Source organism: Actinoallomurus acaciae, assembly GCF_042429965.1.
Taxonomy (GTDB): Bacteria; Actinomycetota; Actinomycetes; order Streptosporangiales; family Streptosporangiaceae; genus Actinoallomurus; species Actinoallomurus acaciae.
In genome coordinates this window covers 1-11741 of the sequence record NZ_JBHLZP010000253.1, presented here as the reverse complement: position 1 = coordinate 11741, position 11741 = coordinate 1, and the positions used below count along the sequence as shown (strand labels likewise).

At 71.5% G+C, this 11741-nt stretch carries 11 protein-coding genes and 1 pseudogene; 9 read left to right on the top strand and 3 right to left on the bottom strand.

From position 1 onward, the window contains the following. Positions 1 to 292, bottom strand: a pseudogene (locus ACFFNX_RS28540) (hypothetical protein); the annotation flags it as partial. A 62-nt stretch (positions 293 to 354) separates the two neighbouring features. After that, positions 355 to 1635 (bottom strand): aspartate aminotransferase family protein, encoded by a 1281-nt coding sequence (locus ACFFNX_RS28535; protein WP_378208715.1) that lies wholly within the window; start codon positions 1633 to 1635, stop codon positions 355 to 357. A gap of 75 nt (positions 1636 to 1710) precedes the next feature. On the opposite strand from ACFFNX_RS28535, the gene ACFFNX_RS28530 reads away from it, so the two are divergent. The 3 genes from ACFFNX_RS28530 (at position 1711) to ACFFNX_RS28520 (ending at position 4533) form a co-directional block, all read left to right on the top strand. Beyond that, entirely contained in the window at positions 1711 to 2601 is an 891-nt protein-coding gene (locus ACFFNX_RS28530) for a LysR family transcriptional regulator (RefSeq protein ID WP_378208713.1), read from the top strand. Between the two features lie 36 nt (positions 2602 to 2637). After that, positions 2638 to 3705, top strand: coding sequence for a MerR family transcriptional regulator (locus ACFFNX_RS28525; protein WP_378208711.1), 1068 nt, complete (start codon positions 2638 to 2640; stop codon positions 3703 to 3705). 231 nt (positions 3706 to 3936) lie between these two features. After that, positions 3937 to 4533 (top strand): HAD family hydrolase, encoded by a 597-nt coding sequence (locus tag ACFFNX_RS28520; RefSeq protein ID WP_378208709.1) that lies wholly within the window; start codon positions 3937 to 3939, stop codon positions 4531 to 4533. A 150-nt stretch (positions 4534 to 4683) separates the two neighbouring features. On the opposite strand, the gene ACFFNX_RS28515 is transcribed toward ACFFNX_RS28520, so the two are convergent. Next, on the bottom strand, positions 4684 to 5103 hold the full coding sequence (locus ACFFNX_RS28515; RefSeq protein ID WP_378208707.1) for a TIGR03668 family PPOX class F420-dependent oxidoreductase: 420 nt from the start codon (positions 5101 to 5103) through the stop codon (positions 4684 to 4686). Positions 5104 to 5289: 186 nt separating this feature from the next. Here ACFFNX_RS28515 and ACFFNX_RS28510 point away from each other — a divergent pair, with 186 nt between their 5' ends. The 6 genes from ACFFNX_RS28510 to ACFFNX_RS28485 all read left to right on the top strand — a co-directional run. Continuing rightward, positions 5290 to 6606 carry an ABC transporter substrate-binding protein gene (locus tag ACFFNX_RS28510; RefSeq protein ID WP_378208705.1) on the top strand — a complete coding sequence of 439 codons (1317 nt, stop codon included), beginning with the start codon at positions 5290 to 5292 and terminating at the stop codon, positions 6604 to 6606. Positions 6607 to 6696: 90 nt separating this feature from the next. Continuing rightward, positions 6697 to 7662 carry a carbohydrate ABC transporter permease gene (locus tag ACFFNX_RS28505; RefSeq protein ID WP_378208703.1) on the top strand — a complete coding sequence of 322 codons (966 nt, stop codon included), beginning with the start codon at positions 6697 to 6699 and terminating at the stop codon, positions 7660 to 7662. Further along, positions 7659 to 8534: a carbohydrate ABC transporter permease gene (locus tag ACFFNX_RS28500; protein WP_378208701.1), complete on the top strand. Its 876-nt coding sequence runs from the start codon at positions 7659 to 7661 to the stop codon at positions 8532 to 8534. The genes ACFFNX_RS28505 and ACFFNX_RS28500 overlap by 4 nt, the downstream gene beginning before the upstream one ends. Next, positions 8531 to 9943, top strand: coding sequence for a GH1 family beta-glucosidase (locus ACFFNX_RS28495; RefSeq protein WP_378208699.1), 1413 nt, complete (start codon positions 8531 to 8533; stop codon positions 9941 to 9943). The genes ACFFNX_RS28500 and ACFFNX_RS28495 overlap by 4 nt, the downstream gene beginning before the upstream one ends. A gap of 72 nt (positions 9944 to 10015) precedes the next feature. Continuing rightward, positions 10016 to 11041 (top strand): LacI family DNA-binding transcriptional regulator, encoded by a 1026-nt coding sequence (locus tag ACFFNX_RS28490; protein WP_378208697.1) that lies wholly within the window; start codon positions 10016 to 10018, stop codon positions 11039 to 11041. A 4-nt stretch (positions 11042 to 11045) separates the two neighbouring features. Beyond that, the coding region (locus tag ACFFNX_RS28485; protein ID WP_378208695.1) for a serine/threonine-protein kinase at positions 11046 to 11741 on the top strand (696 nt) is incomplete at its 3' end.

Below are 11741 nucleotides of genomic sequence, written 5' to 3'. Positions count from 1 at the left end.
CCGCGATGCCGACGAGCACGCCGGTCAGGGCGCCGAGCGCCTCCCAGCGCACGCCGCGCGCACGCCGGACGACCTTGCGGATACGGCGTGACTCCCAGGCCGCGACCGCCTCGTGCCACTCGCCGCCCGGCGCGGAGCGCGGGTCGGCGAGCAGCGTGACGACGGCCATCGCCGCCGACTCGCACACCGCGAGGTGCGAGGGAGGTGCGTTCTTCTCCACGCGCAGGGCGAGCTGCATCGCCCACGGTGGCTGGTCCGCCGGGTCCTCGTGCCCGTTCACTGAGCCGCTCACGGACACCATGTCTACACAGCCCGGCGTACGGCCGGTGTCCCGGGGCCCCGCCAAGGGTCGTCTCAGGTGAGCTTGGCGAGCGCGTCGTCCATGATCTCCGCGCCCGTGTCGATCTCCTCTTCGCTCACGGTCAGCGGAGGGGCGATGCGCAGGCAGGCGGCGGCTCCGCCGGCCCGGCCCTTGGTGATGTTCAGCGACAGCCCGCAGGCGTGGCAGGCCTCGGTCAGCTCCTCGCCGCGCTCGACGGCGGGCGCCTTGGTCGCCCGGTCCTCGACCAGCTCCACGCCCCAGAGCAGGCCCATCCCGCGGACGTCACCGATCAGCTCGTGCCGCGCGGCGCGCTCGCGCAGGTGGCCGCCGAGGCGTTCGCCGCGCCGGGCGGCGCGGGCGGCGAGGTCCTCCTCCTCCACGACGTCGAGGACGGCGAGGGCCGCCGCCGCGGGCAGCGGGTCGGACTGGTGCGAGGTGTAGTACATCAGGCCCGCGTCGTACGCCGCCCGCTCGATCGCGTCCGTGGTGACGACCGCGCTGATCGGCAGGCCGCCGCCGAGCGTCTTGGACAGCGTCACGATGTCGGGCACGACGCCGTACACGTCCATGCCGAACATCGCGCCGAGCCGGCCGAAGCCGGTCTGCGCCTCGTCGAGGATGAGCAGCATGCCGCGTTCGTGGGTCAGTTCGAGGAGCCGCGCGAGGTATCCCGGCGGCGGCACGAGGATGCCGCCGGACGACAGCACCGGCTCGGCCACGACCGCGGCGCCGGCCCCGCTCGTCTGCTGGTCATACAGCTCGAAGCCGATCTCCAGACACGTGTGGTCGCAGGTGCCGGCGCAGTGCCGTACCGGGCACCGGTAGGCGTACGGGGCGGGCAGCGCGAACACCCCGGGCATCGTCGGCCCGTGCCCGCGCCGCCCCGCCGAGTAGGTGAGCGACTGGCTGCCCGAGGTCATGCCGTGCCAGCTGCGGGTCAGCGACACGACCTCGAAGCCGCCGGTCGAAAGCTTCGCCATGCGGACGGCCGCCTCGTTGGCCTCCCCGCCGGTGCTGAGGAACATGGAGCGGTCCAGCCCGGCGGGCATCAGCGCGGCGACGCGTTCGGCCAGGGCCAGCACGGGCTCGGACAGCAGGCCGGAGTTCAGGTGGACGGCCTCGGTCAGCGACCGGCGCACCGCCTCGACGATGCGCGGATGGCTGTGGCCGATGGTGGCGCAGATCTGCCCGGAGGTGAAGTCGAGGACGCGGCGCCCGTCGGTGGTCTCCAGCCACGAACCGGAGGCGCGGGCGATGACGTCGGAGGAGAACTCCCCGTTGTAACGGATCAGGCGGCGTGCACGTGGGTCCATGCCGCGATGGTCTCTCCGCGCAGGCGCCGGATCCAGCGATGATTCTCGCGGGATATCCGTGGAAGGAAACGAACGATGCTCGATCTCCGGCGCCTGCGGCTCCTTCGCGAGCTGCACGCCCGCGGCACCATCGCCGCCGTGGCCGGGGCGCTGTCCTACAGCCCCTCCACCGTCTCTCACCAGCTCGCCGAGCTACAGCGGGAGGCGGGGGTGACCCTCTTCGAACGCGACGGCCGGCGGCTGCGCCTCACCGAGGCGGCACACGTGCTCGTCCGCCACGCCGACGCCCTGCTCACCCGGATGGAACGCGCCGAGGCCGAGATGGCGGCCGCCGCCGGCGCCGTGGCCGGCACGGTGCGCGTCTCGGCGTTCCAGACGGCGGCCATCAGCCTGGTCGCGCCGGCGCTCGCCCGTCTCGCCGACCGCCATCCGCAGCTGCGCCTGGAGGTGACGGAGGTCGAGCCGGACCAGGCGTTCGACGGCCTGCTGCGCCGCGAGTGCGACCTGGCGATCTGCGATGAGTACGGCGGGCAGCGCAGGCCGCGCCCGCGCGGGCTCACCTTCGAGGAGCTGTACGTCGAGCGGGTGCGCCTCGTGCTCCCCCGCGGGCATCCCGCGACGCGTCTGCACGACCTGCGCGAGGCCGCCTGGGCCGGCGGTCAGCCGGGCACCAGTCACGACCGGCTGCTGATGCTCGCGTGCACGACCGCCGGCGGTTTCGTGCCCGACATCCGGCACCGCACGACCGACCTGCTCGTGCTGCTCGCGCTCGTCGCCACCGGATGCGCCGTCACCCTCCTGCCCGATCTGTCCCAGCCCGAGCGCGACCCCTCGGTAACGGTGCGGGACATCGGCATCTCCCGGCGCGTGCTCACCGTCGTACGGGACGACGGCCTCGCGCGGCCCGCCCTCACCGCCGTGCGGAAGGCGCTGAGCGACGCCGCGTTTGACCTTGTCCCTGGGTGAGGCCACAGCATCGGTCACGACAGGAGGAGGGCGGCGATGGGCTCGCTGACGATCGGGGCGTTCGCACGCGCGGCACGGCTGTCGCCGAAGGCACTGCGCCTGTACGACGAGCTCGGCCTGCTCCGCCCGGCTCGCGTCGACCCGTACTCGGGCTACCGGTTCTACGAGCCGGCGCAGCTCGAACGGGCGCGGCTGGTGGCCTGGCTCCGCCGGCTCGGCATGCCGCTCGCGCGCATACGGGTCGTCTGCGAGCTCGAACCGGCCGACGCGGCCCGCGAGGTCGCGGCGTACTGGGCGCGGGTGGAGGCCGACACCGCGGCGCGGCGCGACCTGGCCGCCTTCCTCATCGACCAGCTCCAGGAAAGAGGCGATGAGCACATGACACTCGGCATCCGCTACGCCGTGCGATCCGACACCGACAAGGTCCGCCCGAGCAACGAGGACGCGGCGTACGCCGGCGCGCGGCTGCTCACCGTGGCCGACGGTTTCGGCGGTGACGGCCGCGGCGCGCCGGCGAGCGCGGCCGTCATCGAGGCACTGCGCCCGCTCGACACCGACATCCCGGCCGGTGACCTGCTGAACGCGCTCGACCAGGCCGTGCACGAGGCCGACGCGGCACTGCGCGGCATCACCCGCGACGACCCGTCGATGGAGGGAGTCGGCAGCACGCTGACCGCGCTGCTCTGGTCGGGATCACGCCTCGGGCTCGTGCACATCGGCGACTGCCGCGCGTACGTCCTGCGCGACGGCGGGCTGTTCCAGATCACCCACGACCACACGCATGTGCAGTCGCTGATCGACGAGGGCCGCCTCACGCCCGAGGAGGCGGCCTCCCACCCGCAGCGGTCGCTGCTGATGCGCGCCCTGGCCGGCCGCGGGGTCGCGGCCGACCTGAAGCTCCGCGAGGCGCGTCCCGGCGACCGGTACCTGCTCTGCTCCGACGGCCTGTCCACGGTGGTCCCGCTCCCCGTCGTCCAGGACACCCTCACCGCGGTGGCCGACCCCGACGAGGCGGTGCGGCGGCTGGTCGACCTCGCCAACGACGCCGGCGGCCCCGACAACGTCACCTGTGTGGTCGCCGATGTCGTCGAGGGCGACGCCTGACGCGGCAGCCGGCGACGGCGGTCGTCCGGGCTGTTCGCCGCGACCGTGGAACGCCGGAGCGTCACGGCGGGCGGCGGTGTGGACGCCGCCGCCCGCCGTGACGGTGCCGAGGACGGGCGTGCCCACATGGACGTTCGCCGACCGGCGGCGGGCAGGACGCCCCCGCAGGGGTCGCCGCCCGTCATGCGACGATTAGGCTCGAACCCCGGCCGCCCCGCACGAGAGGATCCCATGGCGCGCGCGATCGTGTTCGACCTGTTCGGCGTCATCGCATCGACCCAGACGCCCGAGGACATCCGCGCGATCGAGCGGATCGCCGACGTGGCGGCCGAGCCCTTCTGGGAGGCCTACTGGGCGCTGCGCAAACCGTACGACGCGGGGCAGCCGGCCGCGGAGTACTGGGCCGCGGTGGCCGACCGGATCGGCGTGCGGTTCACCGGCGCGACGGTCCGCGCGCTGGTCGAGGCCGACATGAGGAGCTGGACCAACGTGAACGCGGTCATGGTCGACCTCGTCGCGGAGCTGGCCGCCCAGGGCCGTACGCTCGGCCTGCTCTCCAACATCGTCGCCGACCTCGTGCCGATCTTCGAGGCGCGGCACGGCGACTGGCTCCGGCACTTCACGACCCTGGCCTACTCCTGCGAGCTCGGCGTGGCCAAGCCCGACCACCGGGCGTACGAGATCGTCGCCGAGCGGCTCGGCGTCGCGCCGCGCGAGTGCCTGTTCATCGACGACAACGAGACCAACGTGCTCGCCGCCCGTGAGCTCGGCATGCGGGCCGAGGTCTTCCGCGCCCCCGACCAGGTCCGCACCCTGGTCGCGGCCTGACGAGTGCACGTCCGATGAGCCAGGACCGGCGACCGCGGTCGCGGTGGCGTTCGTCCGGCCGGGCATCGGACGGATCGTGTTCCGCGCGCCGAGCGCCGTCGAGGCCGTGCTCGCCGTGGTCCTCGGCGGGATCCTCCTCCTGGCCGGGTCCTAACCGTCGTACGCCCAGCCGGTCCAGCGCTCGACGGTGAGGGCGATGACCGGCCCCTCCGGCGGGTTCTCCCGGTACTGCCGGTAACGCTCGCGGAGCAGGGCGACCGGGTGCGCCATCGCGTCCGGCTCCCGCAGGATCTCGGCGGTCGCGTCGGCGCGCACCCACCACAGGCGCGTCCAGTCGTCCTCGTAGTGGTCCGCCAGGACGGCCGCCCGCGGATTGACGCGAAGGTTGCGCAGGCGTTTCAGGTCACGGGTGCTCTTCGGCTTGGCGTCGACGGCGGTGTAGATCCGGTCATCCTCGACGGCGAACACGGCCACGACCAGGTGCGGGCGTCCGGTGGCATCCGCCGTGGCCAGACGCATGACGGGCACCGACGCCAGCCGTGCGCGGGCCGCCTCCTCGGTCAGCCTCATGCCCCGAGCCTGTCATGTGGCCGGAGCGCCGGCGCCGCGTGACGGGCGTGTAACGAACCGGTTTCGAAGTCTTGACACTCCCCTCCCCTGCCCGCTTCGCTGCGTGGGAGCGCTCCCACGACGCCGGGCCCGCGGAGCCCGGCGCACTCGAACCCGGCTAACGAGACGACCTGAGAGGGGTTCGTCATGAGGGTCATCAGGCATCGCGGGCGGTTCGCCCTGGCGGTGGTGCTGTCGACCGCACTCGCGGCGGCGACGGCGTGCGCGGGGGACGACGGCAAGAGCAGCGACGGCAACGAGAAGATCACGCTGACCGTCGACGACTTCGGCACGTTCGGCTACCAGGACCTTTTCAAGCAGTACGAGGCCCAGCACCCCAACATCAAGATCAACGAGCGGAACGTCCCCAAGCTCGACGACTACACCCCGCGGCTCCAGCAGTGGATCGCCGCGGGCGCCGGTGCCGGCGACGTGGTCGCGATCGAAGAGGGCATCATGGTCAAGTTCAAGTCCCAGCCGGACAGGTTCGTCGACCTGAAGAAGTACGGCGCGGGCTCGTTGCAGAACAACTTCATCCCGTGGAAGTGGCAGGGCGGGATGAGCCCGGACGGCTCCAAGCTCATCGGACTGGGCACCGACGTCGGCAGCATGGCCCTGTGCTACCGCCGCGACCTGTTCAAGAAGGCCGGTCTGCCGAGCGACCGTGACGCGGTGACCAAGCAGTGGGCCACCTGGGACGACTTCATCAACGTCGGCAAGAAGTTCACCGCCGCGATCGGCGGGGGCACGAAGTTCATCGACTCCCCCGAGACGTACTACAACACGATCCTCATGCAGGAGGCCGGCAAGGGCTCCAACCAGACGTACTTCGACCAGAGCAACAAGTTCGTCATGGAGTCCAACCCGGCGGTGAGGGCGGCCTTCGACGAGACCGTGAAGATGTCGCAGGCCGGGCTCGCCAACGGCGTGCAGTTCCTGTCGGACCCGTGGAGCCAGGCGCTGAAGAAGGACGCGTTCGCCACCGCTCCCTGCCCGGCCTGGATGCTCGGCCTCATCAAGCAGTACGGCGGTAACGGCCAGAGCGGCAAGTGGGACGTGGCCGGCGTGCCGGGCGGGGGCGGCAGCTGGGGCGGGTCCTGGCTCGCGGTGCCCACCCAGAGCAAGCACCCGAAGGAGGCCGCCGACCTGGTGAAGTTCCTGACCAGCCCGCAGGGCCAGGTCGGGGCGTTCAAGGCGGCCAACAACCTGCCGTCCTCACCGCAGGCGCTGAACGACTCCGCCGTCAAGGCGTTCGACAACCCGTACTTCAACAACGCACCGGTCGGCACGATCTACGGCCCGGCCGCGACCAGCCTCAAGCCGGTGTACCTCGGTGCCGACAACCAGGAGGTGCGCCAGGCCGTCGAGGCCGATCTGCGCGCGATCGCGCAGGGCAAGCTCTCGCCCGGTTCCGGATGGCCCAAGGCGGTCTCCGACGCCAAGAAGGCCGCCGGCACGGGGTGAGACCGGGCGGCGGCGCCGGGCTCCCCAGGGACACCTGCCGGCGCCGCCCCCGCGCCCCGCGACGGCCTCATCGACGGAAAGGACCTCTCGATGGCTCTCGACGTGCGGCCCACCGCACCGGCCGGCGCCGCGGTCACGCCGCCGGGACGGCGCCGCCTGCGGAACCGGCTCTCCCGGCTGGACGTGTCGCTCTCGCCGTACCTGTACATCTCGCCGTTCTACCTGCTGTTCCTGGTGTTCGGGCTGTTCCCGCTCGGCTACACGTTCTGGGTCTCGCTGAACCACTGGGAGATGATCGGCGATCACGAGTTCATCGGCCTGCGCAACTACACGCGGCTGCTGACCGACGACCAGTTCTGGAACGCGGTCGGCAACACGTTCGGGATGTTCGTCATCTCGACGGTGCCGCAACTGCTGCTCGCCCTGCTGCTGGCGAACGCGCTGAACCGGAGGATGCGGACGCCCACGCTGTTCCGCATGGGCGTGCTGCTGCCGCTCGTCACCTCGGTCGCGGCGGTCGCCATCGTCTTCACCCAGATGTTCGGCCGCGACTACGGCATGGCCAACTGGGTCCTGCACTTCTTCGGCGTCCACAAGGTCGACTGGCAGGCGAACAAGTGGTCCGCCTGGCTGGCCGTCTCGACCATGGTCGACTGGCGCTGGACCGGCTACAACTCGCTGATCTTCCTGGCCGGCATGCAGGCGATCCCCCACTCCCTGTACGAGGCGGCGGCGATCGACGGCGCCTCGCGCATACGGCAGTTCTGGAGGATCACCGTGCCGCTGCTGCGGCCGACGATCGTCTTCGTCACCATCATCTCCACCATCGGGGGCCTGCAACTCTTCACGGAACCGCTGCTGTTCAACAACGGCTACATGAACGGCGGCTCGCTGCGGCAGTCGCAGACCGTGGCGATGTACATGTTCGAGAACGCCTTCAACCGCTTCCAGTACGGCTACGGCTCGGCGGTCGCCTGGATGCTGTTCCTGCTGATCCTGATCTTCTCCCTGTTCAACTTCCTGATCATCCGCCGGCTCGCGGGAGGCGAGAAATGAAGACCTTCTTCGCCCGCCGTACACGGGCCGCCGTGGCGGGCTCGGCGCGCCTGTGGCAGGCGAGCCCGCTGACGTACGCGGTGCTGATCTTCGCCATCGTGCTGTCGGCGTTCCCGCTGTACTGGATGTTCGTCGTCGCCACCCGGACCAACGACGTCGTCGGCGCGGTGCCGCCCCCGTTCATCGCCGGGCAGCACCTCGGCGGCAACATGCGACGGCTGTTCGACAACGAGCAGGCGCACTTCGAGAAGGCCCTGCTCAACTCCGCGATCGCCTCCGCCGTGGTGGCGCTCTCGACGGTGTTCTTCGCCTCGCTGGCCGGCTTCGCGTTCGCCAAGCTGCGCTTCCGCGGGCGCAACGCGCTGCTGCTCGTCATCATCGCCACGATGATGGTGCCGGTGCAGATGGGGATCATCCCGCTCTACATGGTGATGGTGCACCTGCACTGGACCGGCAGGCTCCAGGCGGTCATCGTGCCGTTCCTGGTCACCGGGTTCGGCGTCTTCATGATGCGCCAGTACGCCTCGCAGGCCGTGCCGGACGAGCTCATCGAGGCCGCGCGCGTCGACGGCGCCTCGACGTTCCGGATCTTCTGGAGCGTCGTGCTGCCCGCGCTGCGGCCGGCCGCCTCCGTGCTCGCCCTGTTCACGTTCATGCAGACCTGGAACGAGTTCATCTGGCCGCGGGCGGTGCTCAACCCCGACAACCCGACCGTGCAGTACTCCCTCGCGCTGCTCAACAGCGCCTACTTCAACGACTACACGCTGATGTTCACCGGAACCGTCGTCGCGACGATCCCGCTGGCCATCGTCTTCGTCGTCTTCGGCCGCCAGATCATCGGCGGGATCATGGAAGGTGCGGTCAAGGCATGACAACTCAGCCATCGCAGGCGGAGACGCTGCTCGGCTTCCCGGCGGACTTCGTGTGGGGCGCGGCGACCGCCGCATACCAGATCGAGGGTGCCGCCGCCGAGGACGGCCGCGGGCCCTCGATCTGGGACACCTTCGCGCACACTCCCGGCACCGTGCTCGGGGGCGACACCGGCGACGTCGCGGTCGACCACTACCACCGGTTCGCCGAGGACGTCGCGCTGATGTCCTCGCTCGGGCTGACCGCGTACCGTTTCTCGGTCTCCTGGCCCCGCGTGCGGCCCGACGGCTCCGGCGCGGTCAACCAGAAGGGGCTCGACTTCTACCGGCGTCTCGTCGACGCCCTGCTCGAGGCGGGCATCCAGCCGTGGCCGACGCTCTACCACTGGGACCTGCCGCAGCCGCTGGAGGACGCGGGCGGCTGGCCGGTCCGGGACACCGCGTACCGGTTCGCCGAATACGCCGCGCTCGTGCGCGAGGCCATCGGCGACCGGGTCGCGAACTGGACGACGATCAACGAGCCCTGGTGCGCTGCCTTCCTCGGCTACGCCTCCGGCGACCACGCGCCGGGCCGCCGCGAGCCCGAAGCGTCCGTACGCGCCGCGCACCACCTGCTGCTGGGCCACGGGCTCGCGGCGCAGGCGTTGCGGGGCGACGGCACGCGGGTCGGCGCCGCGGTCAACCTGTACGCGGTCTCCCCGGCGAGCGAGGCCCCGGAGGACGTCGACGCCGCGCGCCGCATCGACGGGCTGCAGAACCGGCTCTTCCTCGACGCCCTGCTGCTCGGCCGCTATCCCGAGGACGTGCTCGCCGACCTCGAGCCGTACGACCTCGGGGTGCGGGAGGGCGACATGGCGATCGTCGGCGGGCCGATCGACCAGCTCGGCATCAACTACTACAACCGGTTCTTCGTGACCGGCCGCGAGGGCGCGGCGCCGGCGATCACCTCGCCGTTCGCGCAGGCGTCGCCGTGGCCGGGCAGCGAGCATGTCGGATTCGTCCAGGTCGGCCGGCCGGTGACCGCGATGGGCTGGGAGATCGACGAGTCGGGCCTGGCCGAGGTGCTGACGCGTGTGGGCACCGAGTACCCGTCCGTCCCGCTGTACGTCACCGAGAACGGCGCCGCCTTCGACGACGTCGTCTCGGCGGCGGGGGTGGAGGACCCCGACCGGGTCGCCTACATCGACGCGCACCTGCGCGCGTGCCACTCGGTGATCACGGCCGGTGTGCCGCTGCGCGGCTATTTCGCCTGGTCGCTGATGGACAACTTCGAGTGGGGCTGGGGGTATGCCAAGCGGTTCGGCCTGGTGTACATCGACTTCGCCACGCAGGCGCGCATCCCCAAGAGCAGCGCCCGCTGGTACGCCTCCGTGATCGAACGGGGCGGCATCGACGTGTCACCGGCAGAATGAAGCCGTGAGTGAGCGCAGCGAGCGAACCGATCGGAACAGCAACTTCGTTCACAGCCCGACGGAGGAGGGTCTGTGAACGAACGTACGCAGGGCCGGCCCACTCTCGAGGCGGTCGCGGCCCGGGCCGGTGTCGGCCGCGGCACCGTCTCACGCGTCGTCAACGGGTCGCCCAAGGTCAGCCCGGAGGCGCGCGAGGCCGTGCTGCGGGCCATCGAGGAGCTGGGGTACGTCCCCAACCGGGCGGCCCGCACGCTGGTCACCCGCCGCACCGACACCGTCGCGCTGTTCGTGTCCGAGTCGGAGGAACGCGTCTTCGGCGAGCCGTACTTCGCCGGGATCATCCGCGGGATCAGCGCCGGGCTGGCCGGCACCGGACTGCAACTCCTGCTGGCCATCGCCCAGTCGCCCGACGACCACCGCCGGTTCGAGCGGTACCTGACCGGTCAGCACGTCGACGGCGTGCTGATGGTGTCGCTGCACGGCGGCGACCCGCTCCCCCGGCATCTGGAGGACAGCGGCGTGCCGACCGTGCTCGGCGGCGCGCCGGTCGGGGTCGACCCGGTGAGCTGCGTCGACGCCGACAACCGCGGAGGCGCCCGGCTGGCGGTGGAGCATCTGATCGGGCTCGGCCGCCGGCGGATCGCCGCCATCTCCGGACCGCAGGACATGCGCGTGGGCGTCGACCGTCTCGACGGCTACCACGACGTCCTGTCGGCGGCCGGGCTTCCCTCGCTGGTGGCCGCCGGCGACTTCAGCGAGGAGTCCGGCGAGCGCGCGACGCGCGAGCTGCTCGCCCGTTCGCCGGACCTGGACGCCGTGTTCGCCGCGTCGGACCCGATGGCGGTCGGCGCGATGCGGGTGCTCAAGGAACAAGGCCGGCGGATCCCGGATGACGTCGCGCTGGTCGGATTCGACGACTCGGCCACCGCGCGGCACACCGACCCGCCGCTGACCACGGTGCATCAGCCCCTGGAGTCGATGGGCCGGGAGATGGCCCGGCTGCTGGTCGCGCGCATCCGGGGCGAACCGGTCGAGAGCTCGATGGTCATTTTGGACACGCATCTCGTCACACGAGCGTCCTCATGTACGCCACACTGATCGCATGGACTCGCTCCTCGCCGGCAGATACCGGCTGCGCCGGCGGATCGGCACCGGTGGCATGGCGTCCGTCTGGCTCGCCCGCGACGAGGTGCTGATCCGTCCGGTCGCGGTCAAGCTGATCGACCCGGAGCTGGCACGCGACCAGGAGTTCCGCGACCGCTTCCGCGAGGAGGCGCGCGCGGCCGCCGCTCTTTCGCACCCGAACATCGTGACCGTGCACGACTACGGGGAGTCCGATGGCACCCCGTACATCGTGATGGAGCTGCTCACCGGCGGCACGCTCGACGCGTGCTACCCGGTGCCCGATGTCGAGCGGGTGGTCGGCGAGATCGCCTCCGCCCTGGCCGCCGCGCACGCCGCCCGGATCGTCCACCGCGACATCAAGCCGACCAACGTCTTCCTGACCTCCTCCGGGGTCAAGGTGCTCGACTTCGGCATCGCCGACGACGAGCACATGGGCACCCCGGCGTACCTGCCGCCCGAACACGACCTGTCGCCGTCGGCGGACGTGTACGCCCTGGGCGTGGTCTGGTTCGAGGCGGTGCGGGGACGCCGCCCCGAGGCCGGGGAGACCCTCGGCGGGCTGCAGGAGCTCTGTGTCGCCGCGGCGGCGCCGGAGCGGCCGTCGGCCGCCGAGATCGCCACGGCGCTGGGCGTGGGCACCGGTGGCGAGGAGCCGCTGGGCACCGAGCGGACC